Annotated in this window: 15 protein-coding genes; 8 read left to right on the top strand and 7 right to left on the bottom strand. The window is 73.5% G+C overall.

Annotated features, from left to right (window positions below):
* Positions 1–183: 183 nt before the first annotated feature.
* The 3 genes from C229_RS29525 to C229_RS29520 all read right to left on the bottom strand — a co-directional run bounded on the left by C229_RS29525 (position 184) and on the right by C229_RS29520 (position 5,519).
* Complete coding sequence (locus tag C229_RS29525) at positions 184–2,601, bottom strand: sodium-translocating pyrophosphatase (protein WP_081639734.1); 2,418 nt, start codon at positions 2,599–2,601, stop codon at positions 184–186.
* A gap of 322 nt (positions 2,602–2,923) precedes the next feature.
* Entirely contained in the window at positions 2,924–4,126 is a 1,203-nt protein-coding gene (serB, locus tag C229_RS0105465) for a phosphoserine phosphatase SerB (protein ID WP_026313614.1), read from the bottom strand.
* Positions 4,077–5,519: an MFS transporter gene (locus C229_RS29520; protein ID WP_018654072.1), complete on the bottom strand. Its 1,443-nt coding sequence runs from the start codon at positions 5,517–5,519 to the stop codon at positions 4,077–4,079. Before C229_RS29520 ends, serB begins: the two co-directional genes overlap by 50 nt.
* 145 nt (positions 5,520–5,664) lie before the next feature.
* Here C229_RS29520 and C229_RS0105455 point away from each other — a divergent pair, with 145 nt between their 5' ends.
* From C229_RS0105455 to C229_RS0105435, 5 genes are all read left to right on the top strand, one after another.
* Positions 5,665–6,816 (top strand): GAF domain-containing sensor histidine kinase, encoded by a 1,152-nt coding sequence (locus tag C229_RS0105455; protein WP_018654071.1) that lies wholly within the window; start codon positions 5,665–5,667, stop codon positions 6,814–6,816.
* Positions 6,817–6,850: 34 nt separating this feature from the next.
* On the top strand, positions 6,851–7,483 hold the full coding sequence (locus tag C229_RS0105450) for a response regulator (protein ID WP_026313468.1): 633 nt from the start codon (positions 6,851–6,853) through the stop codon (positions 7,481–7,483).
* 39 nt (positions 7,484–7,522) lie between these two features.
* Positions 7,523–8,311, top strand: a complete 789-nt coding sequence (locus C229_RS0105445; protein ID WP_026313467.1) for a PP2C family protein-serine/threonine phosphatase — start codon at positions 7,523–7,525, stop codon at positions 8,309–8,311.
* Positions 8,312–8,549: 238 nt separating this feature from the next.
* A complete protein-coding gene (locus C229_RS34045; protein ID WP_240487083.1) occupies positions 8,550–8,957 on the top strand; it encodes a DUF2752 domain-containing protein in 408 nt (135 codons plus the stop codon).
* A 50-nt stretch (positions 8,958–9,007) separates the two neighbouring features.
* Entirely contained in the window at positions 9,008–9,715 is a 708-nt protein-coding gene (locus C229_RS0105435) for an RDD family protein (protein WP_026313465.1), read from the top strand.
* 52 nt (positions 9,716–9,767) lie between these two features.
* Here C229_RS0105435 and C229_RS0105430 read toward each other — a convergent pair whose 3' ends face one another.
* On the bottom strand, positions 9,768–10,520 hold the full coding sequence (locus C229_RS0105430) for a hypothetical protein (protein WP_018654065.1): 753 nt from the start codon (positions 10,518–10,520) through the stop codon (positions 9,768–9,770).
* A gap of 236 nt (positions 10,521–10,756) precedes the next feature.
* Between C229_RS0105430 and C229_RS0105425 the strand changes: the two genes are divergently transcribed.
* The 3 genes from C229_RS0105425 (at position 10,757) to C229_RS0105415 (ending at position 12,708) form a co-directional block, all read left to right on the top strand.
* Entirely contained in the window at positions 10,757–11,539 is a 783-nt protein-coding gene (locus C229_RS0105425) for an ABC transporter ATP-binding protein (protein WP_018654064.1), read from the top strand.
* 73 nt (positions 11,540–11,612) lie between these two features.
* Complete coding sequence (locus C229_RS0105420; RefSeq protein ID WP_018654063.1) at positions 11,613–12,380, top strand: sulfite exporter TauE/SafE family protein; 768 nt, start codon at positions 11,613–11,615, stop codon at positions 12,378–12,380.
* A 76-nt stretch (positions 12,381–12,456) separates the two neighbouring features.
* Positions 12,457–12,708 carry a hypothetical protein gene (locus tag C229_RS0105415; RefSeq protein ID WP_018654062.1) on the top strand — a complete coding sequence of 84 codons (252 nt, stop codon included), beginning with the start codon at positions 12,457–12,459 and terminating at the stop codon, positions 12,706–12,708.
* Between the two features lies 1 nt (position 12,709).
* Here the strand turns inward: C229_RS0105415 and C229_RS0105410 are convergent, their stop codons facing one another.
* The 3 genes from C229_RS0105410 to C229_RS29510 all read right to left on the bottom strand — a co-directional run bounded on the left by C229_RS0105410 (position 12,710) and on the right by C229_RS29510 (position 16,647).
* Positions 12,710–13,624, bottom strand: coding sequence for a Rieske (2Fe-2S) protein (locus C229_RS0105410; protein ID WP_018654061.1), 915 nt, complete (start codon positions 13,622–13,624; stop codon positions 12,710–12,712).
* A 142-nt stretch (positions 13,625–13,766) separates the two neighbouring features.
* A complete protein-coding gene (locus tag C229_RS0105405; protein WP_018654060.1) occupies positions 13,767–15,923 on the bottom strand; it encodes a molybdopterin-dependent oxidoreductase in 2,157 nt (718 codons plus the stop codon).
* A gap of 52 nt (positions 15,924–15,975) precedes the next feature.
* Positions 15,976–16,647 (bottom strand): class I SAM-dependent methyltransferase, encoded by a 672-nt coding sequence (locus C229_RS29510; RefSeq protein WP_018654059.1) that lies wholly within the window; start codon positions 16,645–16,647, stop codon positions 15,976–15,978.
* Positions 16,648–16,665: the final 18 nt, after the last annotated feature.

Below are 16,665 nucleotides of genomic sequence, written 5' to 3'. Positions count from 1 at the left end.
GCACGAGCATCACCCCGAGCATCGCCCCCAGCACGATCGCGAACCCCTTGGGCCCCGCCACGGTCGGCTTCTCGCCACTCACTTCCGGACCCTCCCGGCACTTCGGTTTCGACGGCCCGTCCAGCGTACGTCCCCCGGTCCGCACCCGCGCCCCGACCCCGCGCGGGGCCGGGACGCGAGCACTCAGGACGCGGGCGGGGTCTCCTTCGGGGCCGGGGCGGGCCGCTCCTCGTCCGCCGGACGGGACGGCGCCGGGACGGCCGCCGCCGGAGCGGGTTCGCGGACGGGACCGTCCGCCGCCGCCGTGTCGTCCGCGAACGGATCGGCGCGCCGCTTGGACAGCACGACCGCCGCGACGACGATGACGACGGCGCCCGCCGTCACCCCGACCCGGAGCGGGACGTTCCCGGCGTAGGTGACGACCGCGTCCGCGATGAGCAGCGCGACGAGGTTCATCACCTTGATCAGCGGGTTGATGGCGGGCCCGGCGGTGTCCTTGAACGGGTCGCCGACGGTGTCACCGATGACGGTGGCCTCGTGCGCGGGACTGCCCTTGCCGCCCAGCTCGCCCTCCTCGACGAGCTTCTTGGCGTTGTCCCAGGCGCCGCCGGAGTTGGCGAGGAACACCGCCATGAGGACGCCGGTGGCGATGGCGCCGCCGAGGAACGCGCCGAGCGGCGCGTAGCCGAACGCGAACCCGACCGCGATGGGGGTCAGGATGGCGAGCAGCCCGGGGGTGGCGAGTTCGCGCTGCGCGTCGCGGGTGCAGATGTCCACGACGCGGTCGTAGTCGGGCTTCTGGGAGTAGTCCATGATGCCGGGCTTGTCGCGGAACTGGGCGCGGACCTCGACGACGACGCGTCCCGCCGCCCGGCCCACGGCCGCGACCGCCAGGCCCGAGAACAGGAACACCACCGCCGCGCCGATGATCAACCCGAGCAGCACGTCCGGGCTGTCGATCGACAGGCTGAACGTCGCGAACGGGCCGAGCGCGTCCTTCGCGCTGTCGGACGCGTCCCCGAGCGCGGACACCACCGTCGTCCGGAACGAACCGAACAGCGCCGTCGCCGCCAGGACCGCCGTCGCGATGGCGATGCCCTTGGTGATCGCCTTGGTGGTGTTGCCGACCGCGTCCAGGCGCTCCAGGACGGCGGCGCCCTCGCCCGTCACGTCGCCGGACATCTCCGCGATGCCCTGCGCGTTGTCCGCGACGGGCCCGAACGTGTCCATCGAGACGATCACGCCGACCGTCGTCAGCAGCCCCGTCCCGGCCATCGCGACCGCGAACAGCGCGACCGTCGTGTTGCCGAAGCCGAGCAGGAACGCGCCGTAGACGGCGCCGCCGATCACCAGCGCGGTGTAGACGGCCGACTCCAGGCCGAGCGAGATGCCCGACAGGATGACCGTCGCCGGGCCGGTCCGGGCGCTGCCCGTGACCTCCCGCACCGGCTTGCGCGTCGTCTCGGTGAAGTAGCCGGTCAGGAGCTGGATGGCGCTGGCGAGCACGATGCCGATGAGGACGGCGCCGAGCGCGACCCAGCGCGGATCGGCGTCCAGGGCGAGGATGCCCTGGTCGGTCACGCCGGTGAGGCCGTCGAACGACGAGGGCAGGTAGACGAACGCGGCGACCGCGACGAGCACCGCCGAGATGAGCGCGGAGAGGAAGAACCCCCGGTTGATCGCGGACATGCCGGACCTGTCCTTGGCGCGGGGCGCCACCGCGAAGATCCCGATCACCGCCGTGATCACACCGATCATCGGCACGACCAGCGGGAACACCAGGCCCTCGGTGCCGAACGCCGCGCTGCCCAGGATGAGCGCCGCGACGAGCATCACCGCGTACGACTCGAACAGGTCGGCGGCCATGCCCGCGCAGTCACCGACGTTGTCGCCCACGTTGTCCGCGATCGTCGCCGGGTTGCGCGGATCGTCCTCGGGAATGCCCTGCTCGACCTTGCCGACCAGGTCGGCGCCGACGTCGGCCGCCTTGGTGAAGATGCCGCCGCCGACCCGCATGAACATCGCCAGCAGCGCCGCCCCGAACCCGAAGCCCTCCAGGACCTTCGGCGCGTCCCCCTGGTACGCGAGCACGACGACCGCCGCGCCGAACAGGCCGAGCCCGACGGTGAACATCCCGGCGACGCCGCCGGTGCGGAACGCGATCCGCATCGCCTTGCGCTCGCCGTCCTCCTCCCGCGCCGCCGACGCGACCCGCACGTTCCCCCGTACGGCGAGCCACATCCCGACGAAGCCGGTGACGGACGAGAACAGCGCCCCGATGACGAAGAACACCGAACGCCCGATCCGTTCGGACGTCGAGTCGGCCGGGAGCAGCAGCAGGACGAGCGGGATCAGCACGACGAAGACCGCGACCGTGCGGAACTGGCGTTTGAGATAGGCGAGGGCGCCCTCCTGGACGGCCCTCGCGATGGATTGCATCTTGTCGGTGCCCTGGCCCGCGGCCAGCACCTCCCGAACCAGTCCTGCTGCGACCGCCAGGGCCAGTAATGCGACCACGGCGACGATGACGACCAAGGTGAGATCGCCACCGCCGAGATCCACATCCGTACCGGCCGGGCTAGCCAGGGGGAGCCCAGACATCCGTCCTCCTCGACAGGGGGTGGCCTTTCTCACGCCCACCGGGCGATCTTTAACGATTACCCCGCCGGTGATGTTTTGGAACACCGAGAACGGCAACACCATCGTGTTCGGCCGTGGCGTCGCAAGGCCGCTTTGCGGCCGTGGTGGCGGCTTCCACCTGGGAGGACGTCCATTGTTGCACGGAATTCGCCGTCTCGACCAAGCGAATTCACCACGGGTCAGGACGGGCGAATATCAGGATAACCGGCGGGCCCGATAGGGCCCAGTAACGCGGCTTTCACCGGCCCGACCACGGGCTTTCACGCCCGGCGGCGGAGAACGATCAGACGACGCCGTCGGCCGCGTCGGCGGCCTCGACCTCGTCGCGGGAGATCCCGAGGAGGAAGAGGATGGTGTCCAGGTAGGGGACGTTGACGGCGGTGTCGGCGGCCTGCCGGACGACCGGCTTGGCGTTGTAGGCGATGCCGAGCCCGGCGGCCTGGAGCATGTCGAGGTCGTTGGCGCCGTCGCCCACCGCGACCGTCTGGCTGATCGGCACCCCGGCCTGCGCGGCGAAGTGCGCGAGCGCCGTCGCCTTGCCCGCGCGGTCGATGACGGGGCCGGTGACGCGGCCCGTCAGCTTGCCGTTCTCGATCTCCAGCGTGTTGGCGGCCGAGTAGTCGATGCCGAGGTCGGCGACGAGACCGTCGGTGACCTGCGTGAACCCGCCGGAGACGATGGCGAACTTGTAGTCGAGGCGCTTGAGCGTGCGCACCATCGTGCGGGCCCCGGCGGCGAGCCGGACGCGGTCGCGGACGGCGTCGATCGCGCCCGCGTCGAGCCCGGCCAGCAGCGCGACGCGCTCGCGCAGCGAGCCCTCGAAGTCGAGTTCGCCGCGCATGGCGGCCTCGGTGACCTTGGCGACCTCGTCGAGGCACCCGGCGTGCTCGGCGAGCAGTTCGATGACCTCGCCCTGGATGAGGGTGGAGTCGACGTCCATGACGATGAGGCGCTTGGCGCGGCGGTGCAGCCCGCCGGGCTGGACGGCGACGTCGACCTGCTGCTCGGCGGCCTCCTGGGCGAGGTCGGCGCGCAGCCGCGCCGCGTCGGCGCCGGACACGTGCATCTCGATGCAGGTGACGGGGTGCTGCGCGAGCCGCTCGATGCGGTCGATGTTGGCGCCCGCGGCGGCGACGCGTCCGGCGATCCCGGCCATGGCGGCGGGCTTGAGCGGCGCGCCGAGGACGGTGACGTGCAGACGCCCGCTGCGGCGCGGCAGGCCGCCGTCGCGGCCGGTGGACAGCTCGATCTCCATGTCGAGGTCGGTCGCGACGCGCTCGGCGGCGGCCCAGACGCGCCCGACGTCGTCGCCTCCGGCGTAGGAGACGAGCACGCCGAGGATGAGCCTGCCCCGGATCACGACCTGCTCGACGTCCTCGACGGTGAGCGGGAACTCGGCGAGGGTGGCGAAGAGACGTGACGTCACGCCGGGGCGGTCACGGCCGGTCAGTGTGATGAGCAGCGTCCGCTGCGTCGACCTGTCCATAGCTGTCGTCCACGGTACCGGGGCGGGACGGGTGCGCGCCGCGCGCGTCCACGATGCGGACGGGCGCGTCGATGCGCCGCGCGGCGAGCACGCCGAGCAGGGCGACGGCGCCGTAGAAGGCGCCCGCGACGGCGAGCCCGGTGCCGAGGCGGTCGGGCCCGAACGCGGCCAGTACGGCGCCGCCGGTACCGATGACGAGCGCGGCGCCGAGCGTGTCGGAGATCTGGAGCGCGGCGCTGTTGACGCCCTGCCGGTCGGCGGGCGAGCGGTCCAGCGTCAGCACCGACAGCGCGGAGATGGCCAGGCCCATGCCGCCGCCGGCGAACATCCAGGCGGGCAGGGCCAGCCAGCCGTGGACCTGCTCGGCCACGGTCACGCCGATGACGCCGACCGCGACGAGCACGGCGCCGAGCAGCGCGAAGAACGTGCCGGGCCGCTCGGACCGGCCCTGGAGCTGCGCCGCCGCCGACCACGCGACGGCCCCGGCGGACAGCGCGACCCCGGCCTGGGTGGGGCTGAACCCGTGCAGCCCGGTGAGGGCGAGCGGGATGAACACGTCGGCGCCGAGGAACGCGCCGCTGAGCAGGCCCCGCGCGAGGACGACGCTGGGCAGCCCGGGCCGCATCGTCAGAGTGCCGGGCGGCAGCAGCCGGGGCAGCCCGAAGCCGAGCCCGGCCAGCCCGGCGGCGCCGAGCGGCAGCGCCGTCCAGCCGGGGTTCTCCAGGGCGTAGAGGAGCAGCGCGGCACCGGCGGTGACGGCCACGGCGGGCACGGCGCGGGCCGGAGCGGCGGCGGCGGGGGCGGGGACGAGTCGGCGCAGCGCGGGGACGAGCATCGCCGCCGCCGGGACGACCAGCGGGATGAGGCCGAGGAACACCCACCGCCAGCCCGCGTGCGCGGCGACGAAACCCGCGACGGCGGGGCCGAGCAGCGACGGCAGCACCCACGCGGCGGCCAGGGCGCCGAACACGCGGGGCCGCAGCGTGTCGGGATAGACCCGGGCGATCAGGACGTACATCGCGACCATCGCGGAACCGGTGCCGAGCCCCTGTAGTGCCCGTCCCGCGATGAACACCGCCATCTCCGGCGCGGACCCGCCGACGGCGAGACCCGCGACGAACACCGCGATACCGGTCAGCAGCGGAAGGCCCGGACCGATGCGGTCCGCGAGGCCGCCGGTCAGGACGGTCGCGAGCAGCATGGTGATCAGCGACGCGCTGAACCCCCACGCGTACAGGGACTGGCCGTCCAGGGCGGGGGCGATGACGGGCATGACGGTGCTGACGGCCATCGACTCGAACGCCAGCAGCAGCGTGACGAGGACGATGCCGAGCGTGGGCAGCCGCAGGTCGCCGCGCAGCAGGCGGGCGGGGGAGCGCGGATCGTGGACCATGACCGGAACGCTAACGATCACCGGCGGCGCGCCGGATCAGCCACGCGGGGCCGCAGACCTGGTCCGATGGTCCTACGACCTGCGACGGGCGCGCGACGGCCCACGCGCGAGTACGGTCGTCGCAGGGACGGCAGGCGAGGGGGACATGGGCACCAGTGACGCGGCCCGGGCGGAACCACCGGGCGCCGACGCGACGCTGCACGCGGTCAGCTCCGCCGTGCTCGCCGTCACGAGCCACCGGTCGGTGCACGAGGTGCTCCAGGTGATCGTGGGGGCGGCGGCGCGGCTCGTCGACGCCCGCTACGGCGCGCTCGGCGTGCCCGACGACGAGGGCTCGTTCACCGAGTTCGTCGTCGCGGGCGTCACCGACGAGGAGTGGGAGGCGATCGGCCCGCTGCCCCGCCAGCACGGGATGCTCGCCGCGATGCTGCGCGACGGCACGCCGCAGCGGCTCGCTGACATCCGGCGCGCGGGCGAGTTCGAGGGGTGGCCGTCGGCGCATCCGGTGCTGCGCGACTTCCTCGGCGTCCCGATCCGGCACGGCGCGCGCATCCTGGGATTCCTGTTCCTGGCGAACAAGCGGGCGCCCGGCGGGTTCACCGAGGCCGACGAGGAGCTGGCCGTGCTGTTCGCGGGGCACGCCGCCCTCGCGATGACCAACGCCCGGCTGTACGAGCACAACCGCGAGCTGACCGTCGTCGCCGAACGCAACCGGCTCGCCCGCGAGCTGCACGACGCCGTCGCGCAGAAGCTGTTCTCGCTGCGGCTGACGGCGCGCGCGGCGGCGGCGCTGGCCGCGTCCGACCCGGCCCGCAGCGCCGCCGAGCTCGACCGGGTGGAGCGGCTGGCGGCCGAGGCGCTGGCCGAGCTGCGCGCGGTGATCTTCGAGCTGCGTCCGGCCGACCTGGCCGACGGGCTCGTCCCGTCGCTGCGCAAGCACGCCGAGGTGCTCGACCGGGCGTACGACGCGTCCGTCCGGTTCACCGGCGACCGCGCGGTCACGCTGCCGGACGAGCACGAGCGCGTGGTGTTCCGCGTCGTGCAGGAGGCGCTGTACAACGCGCTGCGGCACGGGGCGCCGAAGGAGGTCACGGTGCGGTTGAAGGTGCGGGGGGCCCGGCTCGTCGTGGAGGTCGTCGACGACGGCAGGGGGTTCGATCCCGGTGAGAACGGTAGGAACGGCGGCGGGCTCGGGCTGGCGTCGATGGCCGAGCGCGCGGCGTCGGTCGGCGCCGTGCTGACGATCGACGCCGTGCCCGCGAAGGGGACGACCGTCCGGCTGGAGGTGGCGCTGTGACCGGCACCGGCCGCGCCGTTCGGGCGGGGGCGTTGTGATCCGCGTCCTGATCGCCGATGATCACCCTGTGGTCCGGCAGGGGCTGCGGACGTTCCTCGGCATCCAGGAGGACATCGAGGTGGTGGGCGAGGCCGAGGACGGCGTGTCGGCGGTGACGCTGGCCGAATCCCTGCGGCCCGATATCGTGCTGCTGGACCTCAAGATGCCGGGCGCCGACGGGCTCGCCGCGCTGACGGAGCTGCGGGCGCGCGAGGTCCCGGCACGGGTGCTCGTCCTGACGAGCGTCACCGAGCGCGGCCGGGTGCTCCCGGCCGTCCGCGCGGGTGCCGCCGGATACCTGTACAAGGACGTCGACCCCAAGGCGCTCGTGCAGGCGATCCGGGCGGTCCATGATGGGCATGTGCTCTTCGCGCCCGACGCCGCGGAGGCGGTGCTCGCCGGGGAACCGGCGGGCGACGATCGCGGCCTGGCCGCGTTGACCGAACGGGAACGGGAGGTGCTCGTGCACATCGCGCAGGGCCGCTCCAACCGCGAGATCGCCCGTGCGCTCGTGGTCTCGGAGAAGACGGTCAAGACCCACGTCAGTAATCTGCTCATGAAACTGGGAGTTCAGGATCGGACGCAGGCGGCGTTGTACGCCGCCCGCCACGGGCTCGCCGGCGACTGATACACCAACTCTCCTGACAGGATCGTCATCGAAATCGGTATGAACGTAGCAATCAGATACGCAGCAGGCAGCGACATCGGCTGTAGCCGGGAGAACAACGAGGACTCCGGCTACGCCGGCGTCCGGTTGATCGCGGTCGCCGACGGTATGGGCGGCTATGCGGGCGGTGAGGTGGCCAGCTCGACGGTCATCGGTTCGCTGCGTTCGCTGGACGCGCCCGGTGCCGAGGGTGACGATCTCGTGGCGATCCTGGGCCGGGCGGTCGCGGAGGCCAACGAGAAACTGCGCGCGGTCCGCGAGGAACGCCCCGATCTCAGCCGCATGGGCACGACGCTGACGGCGATGCTGTGGTCGGGCCAGTCCGTCGCCATCGCCCACATCGGTGACTCGCGCGGCTATCTGCTCCGCGACGGCGAGCTGTTCCAGATCACGCAGGACCACACCATGGACCAGCTCCTCAAGGCCGAGGCCGAGCAGCAGGGCGGCACCGCCGACCCGGCCGAGAGCAGCCGGTTGTCGCACGTCCTGTACCGGGTGCTGGACGGCCGCGACGACCGCGAGCCCGACCTGCGGCTGCGCGAGGCCCGGCTGGGCGACCGCTATCTGCTGTGCTCGGACGGCCTGAGCGGCCCCGTCGACGCCCAGACGATCTACGAGGTGCTGTCGGCCGAGCCCGACCCGTCCCAGGCCGTCGCCCGCCTGATCCAGATCGCCCGCGACAACGGCGGCCCGGACAACATCACCGGCGTCGTCGCGGACGTCGTCGAGGCCCCCCATCTGGACGACCAGGGCGGCCCCCAGATCGTCGGAGCCGCCGGAAACGCGTGACAGCGCCGGTGTGAGTGGCCCAGCCGACAGGTGTCACCCGGGAAAGGGGTGCGCATGTGCGGGTGGGTTGTCCTAGTGTGGCCTACACGGTGGGTTCGGCACTCTTTTCCGGTAACGGTCTGATCGCGGCTGGACGTCGAGGGTTGACCCGACCTGGGGTGAAACCTGTATACGGGACCATCGGACCCGTGACGTCGAGGCGGGAGATGTGTTGGGGGGAGCGCCCGGGACGGCCCGTGTGCCGTCCCCCGGACGGATCGCCGCCGTCCTCGACGCCGCGCGGCAAGGACCCTCGGGGGTACTGCTCCGCGGCGCGGTGATGGCCGGTGCGGCCGTCGTCGTGGCATGGGTCCACGGTGTCAGCGACCCCGGTGTGCTCTGTCCCTTGCGGGCGGTCACCGGGATTCCCTGCCCCCTGTGCGGGGGCACCACCGTCTTCGTCGAGATGGGTTCGGGCCGTCCGGTCCGGGCGCTGCTCGCGAATCCGGTGGTCCTGGTCGGCGCGGTGCTGTTCGCGCTCGCGCCGCTCGGGTGGGGGAACCGTTGGTGGGCACTCCCGCCGAAGGCCCGCGGCTGGGTCCTCGGCACCGTCCTCGTGGGGTCGGAATTGTGGCAGCTTGCCAGGTTCGGGCTGATGCGAGTTTGAGCCCCTCCGGGCATCACAGAACCACAGGGTCACATCACAAAGGAGCAAGTGTGGGCAACCCCTACGACCCGTACGGGCAGCAGCCCGGCTACGGGCAGCAGCCGGGCTACGGGCAGCAGCAGCCCGGCTATGGCCAGCAGCCCCCGCAGCAGCCGGGGTACGGCCAGCAGCCCGGGTACGGGCAGCAGCAGCCGGGGTACGGCCAGCAGCAGCCTGGCTATGGCCAGCAGCAGGGCTACGGGCAGCAGCAGGGCTACGGCCAGCAGCCCGGGTACGGGCAGCAGCAGCCCGGCCACCAGGAGGTGCACCACCACCACTACAACTCCGGCGGCCAGCTCGCCGAGTGGGGTTCGCGCGCCGGTGGCTACATCATCGACGGCCTCATCGTCGGCGCCCCGACGGGCATCCTGTACTTCCTCGCCGTCCTGATCACCGGCGCTGGCAACGGCTCCGGCGGCGCGAGCGCGATCGGCCTGCTGCTGATGCTCGTCGCCATCGCGGTCGGGTTCGGCCTCGGCCTGTGGCTCATCCACCAGGAGGGCACCACCGGCCAGACCATCGGCAAGCGGCAGATGAACATCCGCCTCGTCAGCGCCCAGACCGGCCAGCCGATCGGCTTCGGCATGGCGTTCCTGCGCAAGATCGCGCACGTCGCGGACAACTTCGCCTGCTACATCGGGTGGCTGTGGCCCCTGTGGGACGAGCGCAAGCAGACCTTCGCCGACAAGATCTGCAACACGATCGTCGTGCGTTCTTAGACGGAACGGCACAGCGGGGCGTCCGGCCGGGCCGGGCGCCCCGTTTCCTCTCTCACGGCACGGGATCGAAGACGCTGTCGCATGCGGCGACCAGGGCGCGGCGGACGGCGGCGTCCAGCAGGCGCAGGGCGCCGTCGCGGCGCTGGATCTGCTCGGCGGTCAGGCCGCCCTCCATCCGGCGGGCCAGGTCGACGACGAGCGAGAGCCGCCCCGCCAGGGCCGCGACGCGGTGGGCGCGGGCCGGATAGCCGGGCGCGAGCGGATGGTCGGCGGGACCGGCGTCGCGCAGGTCGGTGAGCGCGTCGGCGATCTCCGGCGGCACGCCCCGCGCGCCCTCGACGGTCAGCAGCGCCTCGGTGGCGTCCCGCATCGTCAGCGTGAGCTGCCGTTCGGCGTCGGCGAGGGACGGCACGTCGGGCTCGGTTCCGGCGGCGTCGCACGGCTCCCAGCGGACACCGACGTAGGACGAGCCGCGCAGGTCGTCGGCCGGGACGAGCCCGAGCGGACGGTCGCGCAGCGCGGCGACGACGGCGGCGCCGGCGTCCAGGGCGCGGGCGTTGAACGCGGGCGGCCCGGTCAGCCCGAGCGGGTCGCCGGGGCGCGGCAGCGCGAGCCGGAACCCGTGCAGCCCCGCGACGCGCAGGTCGCCGAGGCCGCGCCGCAGCGGCACCTCGGCGGGCGCGGTGCCGAGCATCTGCGGCCCGGCGACGCGTTCGACGGCGTCGGCGGCCTCGTCCAGCCCGACATGGCCGGTGAGCCAGGCGTTGCCCCACGCGACCAGGGCGATCGACGCTTCGTTGCTCATGTGCTCTCCGAACAATCCCCTATGGGCATGCGAACCACCATAAGCGTTCGGATCGCATGGCCCACTCGATAGCGTGAGCCATGGGTCAGGGCCGTGCCGCCTCGGAGGGCATGATCCTCCGGACCGGAGGGAGGATGATCATGCCCTCCGAGGCGGCACTTACAAGGCCCTGACCCCGCCGCGACGAAGTCGCGGCAAAGCAAACATGGCGGGCGAGATTGGGGCGAAGGCGCACGATGGCCGACGAGGTACTGGAACTGCGCGGTGTCGGGGTCAAGCGGGGCGGGGCCGACCTGCTGCGGGACGTGTCCTGGCGGGTGGACGAGGGCGACCGCTGGGTGGTCGTCGGCCCGAACGGCGCCGGGAAGACGACGTTGCTCCAGGTCGCGGCCACGCTGCTGCATCCGACGTCGGGCACCGTGGACGTCCTCGGCGAGCGGGTCGGCCGCACCGACGTGTTCGAGCTGCGGCCCCGGATCGGGCTGGCGAGCGCGGCCGTCGCCGACCGCGTCCCGGCGGGTGAGAAGGTCATCGACCTGGTGCTGACGGCGTCGTACGCGATCCTCGGCCGCTGGCAGGAGGAGTACGACTCGACGGACCTGTCCCGCGCGATCGGGCTGCTGGAGATGCTCGGCGCGTCGGACCTGATGAACCGGACGTTCTCCACCCTTTCCGAAGGGGAGCGCAAGCGCGTCCAGATCGCCCGCGCCCTGATGCCCGACCCCGAACTGCTGCTGCTGGACGAACCCGCCGCCGGGCTCGACCTCGGCGGCCGCGAGGACCTGGTCCGCCGCCTCGGCGCCCTCGCCGACGACCCGGCCGCCCCCACGACCGCGATGGTGACCCACCACCTGGAGGAGGTCCCGCCGGGCGTCACGCACGCGCTGCTGCTCCGCCAGGGCGCCGTCGTCGCCCAGGGCAAGGTCGACGAGGTCTTCACCCCCGAGCACCTGTCCGCGTGCTTCGGCCTGCCGCTGACGGTCGAACGCCGCGACGGCCGCTGGACCGCGCGCGTCTGACCCCGCCGGACGGCGCGCTCCGGCCGCTCCCTACCATCGGGGTTCCGGTTAGCGGGCGGGGAGGGTTTCGGGCGTGGACGTGCTGGAGGCCGCGGCGATCCTGGGGGCGGGGGTCGCCGCCGGGGGCATCAACACGATCGTGGGCTCCGGCTCGCTGATCACGTTCCCGACGCTCGTCGCGCTGGGGTTCCCGCCGGTCGTCGCGAACGTCTCCAACAACATCGGGCTGGTGCCCGGGTCGGCCAGCGGCGCGTACGGGTACCGGCGGGAGCTGGCGGGGCAGCGCGGGCGGCTGGTCAAGCTCGGCAGCGCCTCGCTGGCGGGCGCGCTGATCGGCGCGACGCTGCTGCTGGCGCTGCCCGCCGAGGCGTTCCAGGTGATCGTCCCGGTGCTGATCGTCATCGCGCTGGTGCTCGTCGTGGCGCAGCCCCGGTTGCAGAAGTGGATGCTCGCGCACCGCACGGCCGACCGTCCGGACGGCGGTCTCGGGCTGTGGCTCGGCGTGCTGGGCGCGGGCATGTACGGCGGCTACTTCGGCGCCGCGCAGGGCATCATCCTCATCGCGCTGCTCGGCATCACGCTGTCGGACGACCTCCAGCGCGTCAACGCGGCCAAGAACGTCCTCGCGGCCGTCGTCAACGGGTCGGCGGCGCTGCTGTTCATCGGCACGTGGCTGCTCGCGGGCATCTCGATCAGCTGGCTCGCCGTGCTGCTCATCGCGGTCGGCGCCACGATCGGCGGCCTGCTCGGCGCCCGTCTGGGCCGCCGCATCCCGGCCCCGCTGCTGCGCGGCGTCATCGTCGTCGTCGGCCTCGCCGCGCTCGTGCAGTTCCTGTCCTGACCAGGCCGTCCGGGGTTGGCGGGAGTGGGCGCGGGGTATATCTCGAATGTATGTTCGAGCCATCCCGGGAGGCTCCGTGAAGGGCGACAGGGTCGAGATCGTGATCGACGCGGGCGGCGAGGGCTCCCGCGTCTACGAGGTGACGGCGACGCGGGCGGGCCGCCGCGTCGAGACCGACACGCGGCGCGGCGTCATCGAGGTCAGCGAGGTGACGCGCACGGGCACGCCGGTGCGCACGGCCCGCTTCATGGCGAGCCGCGTCCTGGCCCTCGTCGAATATCCGATCGCCGACGAGCCGCGTCCCGACGAGCAGGACGGCGCCCGCTGACTCAGCCCGCCGGGCGCACCTGCACCATGGCGTTCTCCAGCACGCGCGTCTCGAACGACGGCTGCGGCGCCGTGGCGGGCCCGTGCGCCACCGACCCGTCCCGGACGCGGAACGTGCTGCCGTGCCACGGGCAGACGACGCACGCCTCGTCGTCCTCGTAGGTGATGCGGCCCTGGTGCAGCGGCCCGGCCAGGTGGCTGCACCGGTCGGTGAGCACGTCGACGTCCTCGCCGGTGCGCAGCACGAACAGCGACAGGTAGCCGAGGCGGCGGGTGACGGGACGTCCGTCGGGCAGCTCGTCCAGCGGGCACAGGTCGTGCCAGCCGAGCGAGACGAGGTGGTCGACGGGGTCGGCGTGGTTGGTCCCGGCCGCCTGCCGGAACGCCAGGTGCCCGCCGAGGTAGGTGCCGCCGACGAGCGTCGTCAGCCCGGCGTAGCCGAGCAGCCTGCCGCCGGCCTCGTTGCCGCGCCGCCGCGCGACGAGCGACGCCGCGTACAGCACGTTGGCGGCGCCGATCGCGGTGGCGTGGACGAGCCCGACGCGCTGCTGCTCGCGGTGCAGGCTGGACCAGTCGGCCCAGCCGGTGACGGCCGTCGGCAGCGATCCGACGAGCCCGGCGGTGAGCAGGGTGCGGGTCGCGCGGCGGTCGCCGGGCAGCAGGTCGAGCAGCGCGACGGACAGGAACGCGCCGATGGGCAGGTCGGTCAGCGGCGGGTGCGCGGGGTGCCCGAACGGGACGCCGTTCAGCGTGTCGCGCAGCGGCCCGGCGGGCAGCGCCTTCTGCACGCTCTTCTGCACGGCGCCGACGGCCCGGTCGAGGACCGTGGCACGCTCCAGCCCCTCGGCGAGTTCGCCGGGGCCGGGCCGCCGCGCGGGCAGCGGTCCGCGCCGGAAGAGGTTCGCCCGTCGGTTCATGACCCTCCTTCACCGGAACGCGCCGCGCGCCGCTTTCGCCGGGAAAGGGCAGCTCAGCACGGTCCGCCTTGATCATCCACGGTCGTCCGCTGACGGGGTGATACTTACCTGCCGGTCAGCGGCACCAAACCCCGCCGCCCCCTCACCCTGCCCGCTCCACGCGCACCGGAACCCCGTTGAGCACCGCGTTGCCGGACAGCGGATCGAGGTCGAGATCGTCGGTGACGTGGTCGACGTTCACGCTCACCACCCCCGGCATGATCGCGGCGGTCGGCTCGGCGGGCGCCTCGACCGTCCCGGTCCGCCCGGTGACGCGGACGGCCTCGCCCGCCGCGACGCCGAGCCGGTCGGCGTCGCCCGGATGGAGCTGGACCGTGCGCGTGCCGGAGCCGCCGACCAGTTCGGGCACGTTGTGCAGCCACGAGCTGTTCGACCGCAGACGCCGCCCGATCAGGGTGAACTCGGGGCGTTCGGCGTCGAGCGCGGCGCGCAGCCGGTGCGTGTCGGCGGCGAACGCGGGCGGGCACAGCTCGATCCGCCCGGACGCCGTGCACAGCACCTCGTCCAGCCGGGGTTCGAGCGGGCCGAGGTCGAGGCCGTGCGGGTGGTGGTCGCGCAGGCGCGGCAGCGTGAGGCCGTCCGGGTCGGTGCCGAAGCCGTCGCCGTAGGGGCCGAGGCGCAGCATCAGGTCGAGGCGCTGCTCGGTGAGCGGGGCCGGGCCGCCGTCGGCGAGGAGTTTGCGCAGTTCGTCGGGGTCGCGGCCCTCGACGGGCGAGCCGGGCGCCGCGACCGCCTTGCGCAGCGTGTCCATGATGACCATCTCGTCGAGGTCGTCGGCGGTGCCGGGCAGGCCGGACGCCAGCACGGCGAGCCGCCCGATGATCGCCGCCTCGGACGGCCGGTCCGGCGGCGTCGCGGGCGGCGAGTACCGCACGTGGTTGCGGACCGTGAACCCCGGCAGCGCCAGGTCGTAGTGCGGCGTCCGCGACGGGCGCGGCGGCGGCAGCACCACGTCCGCGTGCCGCGTCGTCTCGTTCAGGTACGGGTCGACGCTGACCATGAAGTCGAGCCCGGCCAGCGCCGCGTCCAGCCGCGCCGCGTTCGGCGCCGACGACGCCGGGTTCCCGCCGATCGTGATCAGCGCCCGCACCTGGCCCTCGCCGGGCGTCTCGATCTCGTCGGCGAGCGTCGCCAGCGGCAGTTCCCCCATCACCTCCGGCAGGTTCCGGACGCGGCTGTGCCAGCGGCCCGGCGCGAACGGGCGCCGCCGCCGGTAGGCGGGAGCGTGCGCGGCGCGCGGGAACAGTACGCCGCCCGGCCGGTCGAGGTTGCCGGTGAGGATGTTGAGGACGTCCACGAGCCAGCTCGCGAGGGTTCCGTACGCCTGCGCCGTCGTGCCCATCCGCCCGTAGACGGCGGCGCTCGGCGCGGCGGCCAGATCGCGGGCGAGCGCGCGGGTGCGGGCCGCCGGGACGCCGGTGACGTCCGCGACGCGCTCGGGCGTGAGGTCGCGGACGAACGCGCGGACGTCGTCCAGCCCGCACAACCGCTCGGCCTCGTCGGCGGTGAGGGCGACGAGATCCTCGGCGAACAGCACCTGGACGAGCGCGGCGAGCAGGAACGCGTCGCTGCCGGGCCGCAGGAACACGTGCTCGCCCGCCAGCTCGGCCGTGCGGGTGCGGCGCGGGTCGACGACGACGACCGTCCCGCCGCGCTCCCGGATCGCATTCAACCGGCCCGGGAAGTCGGGCGCCGAGCACAGACCGCCGTTCGACACGGCCGGGTTCGCGCCGAACATCAGCAGATGGTGGGTCCGGTCGAGGTCGGGGACCGGGACGGCGGTGGGATCCCCGAACATCTGGCCCGCGCTGACGTGCTTGGGCATCTGGTCGACGGTCGAGGCGCTGTAGACGTTGCGGGTGCCGAGCGCCTTGATGAGCGGATAGCCGTACAGCGGACCGGCGACGCCGTGCGCGACCGGGCCGCCGAGGTAGACGGCGACGGCGTCGGCGCCGTGCCGGTCCATGATGCCGCGCAGCTCGCGGCCGACGACGGCGAACGCGTCGTCCCAGCTCGTGGCGGCGTGCCCGGCGCCGTCGCGGCGCAGCGGCCCGTCGAGGCGGTCGGGGTCGGCGTCGAGTCTGCCGAACGACGCGCCCTCGGGGCAGAGGAAGCCCCGGCTGAGGGGGTCGTCCTCGTCGCCGCGCACGTGCGTGACGACCCCGTCCTCCAGGGTCAGCGTCAGCCCGCACCGGGCCTCGCACAGGGGACACGCACGGAAGGCGGTACGGCTCGCCATCGTTGCTCCAAGTTCCGGGGTGGCCTTCTATCATGCCCCCGGGCACCCGGGCCTACCGTCCGGAAACGCCCCGGCCGGCGACTCCGGCCGGTTCCGGCCGGACGGCGCGCATCAGCAGGTGGCCGCGCCGGAACCGCTCGCCGTCGCCGGGCTCGCGCAGCATCCGGCCGACCTCCGCGAACCCGGCGTTCCGGGCCGTTTCGGCGAGGTCGTCGACGGGCCACCGGTACGCGGTCGCGACGCGGTGGTCGAACGTCGTCAGCGGGCCGTCCTCCGCCTCGAAGAAGGCGAGCAGCAGGTGGCCGCCGTCCGCGAGGACGCGACGGAACTCCGCCAGGTACCCGGGCATGTCCGCCGGGGACGCATGGATCACCGAGTACCAGGACACGACGCCGCGAAGCGCGCCGTCGGCCACGTCCAGCGCGTCCATGGACCCGACGTCGAACCGCACCCCCGGATACGCCGCCCGCGCGATGCCGATCATCCCGGCGGCGAGATCGACCCCGAACGCGTCCAGCCCGAGCCCCCGCAGATGCGCGACGACCGGCCCCGGCCCGCACCCGGCCTCGCACACGAGCCCGCCGCGCCCCACCGCCTCGGCGAACGCGCCCAGCACGGCCCGGTCGAGCGGCGTCCGCTCCAGATCGTCCCGCGGCAACCCGGCGTAGAGCGCGGCGACGGCGTCATAGGCGTCCGCCGTCGCCCGCGCGGAGATCTCGTTCATGGGAGAGGACTCTAGGCC

Source organism: Actinomadura flavalba DSM 45200, assembly GCF_000374305.1.
In the GTDB taxonomy this organism is placed as follows: domain Bacteria; phylum Actinomycetota; class Actinomycetes; order Streptosporangiales; family Streptosporangiaceae; genus Spirillospora; species Spirillospora flavalba.
The sequence above is the reverse complement of the archived record's forward strand: the minus strand, read 5'-3'. Positions and strand labels throughout refer to the sequence as shown.

Bases quoted from the DNA above. Each gene is read 5' to 3' on its own strand.
- C229_RS0105405 (WP_018654060.1), bottom strand. From the start codon at position 15,923: ATGGCGAGCCGTACCGCCTTCCGTGCGTGTCCCCTGTGCGAGGCCCGG.
- C229_RS29525 (WP_081639734.1), bottom strand. From the start codon at position 2,601: ATGTCTGGGCTCCCCCTGGCTAGCCCGGCCGGTACGGATGTGGATCTC.
- C229_RS0105455 (WP_018654071.1), top strand. From the start codon at position 5,665: ATGGGCACCAGTGACGCGGCCCGGGCGGAACCACCGGGCGCCGACGCG.
- C229_RS29510 (WP_018654059.1), bottom strand. From the start codon at position 16,647: ATGAACGAGATCTCCGCGCGGGCGACGGCGGACGCCTATGACGCCGTC.
- C229_RS0105410 (WP_018654061.1), bottom strand. From the start codon at position 13,624: ATGAACCGACGGGCGAACCTCTTCCGGCGCGGACCGCTGCCCGCGCGG.
- C229_RS0105425 (WP_018654064.1), top strand. From the start codon at position 10,757: ATGGCCGACGAGGTACTGGAACTGCGCGGTGTCGGGGTCAAGCGGGGC.
- C229_RS0105430 (WP_018654065.1), bottom strand. From the start codon at position 10,520: ATGAGCAACGAAGCGTCGATCGCCCTGGTCGCGTGGGGCAACGCCTGG.
- C229_RS29520 (WP_018654072.1), bottom strand. From the start codon at position 5,519: ATGGTCCACGATCCGCGCTCCCCCGCCCGCCTGCTGCGCGGCGACCTG.
- serB (WP_026313614.1), bottom strand. From the start codon at position 4,126: ATGGACAGGTCGACGCAGCGGACGCTGCTCATCACACTGACCGGCCGT.
- C229_RS0105445 (WP_026313467.1), top strand. From the start codon at position 7,523: ATGAACGTAGCAATCAGATACGCAGCAGGCAGCGACATCGGCTGTAGC.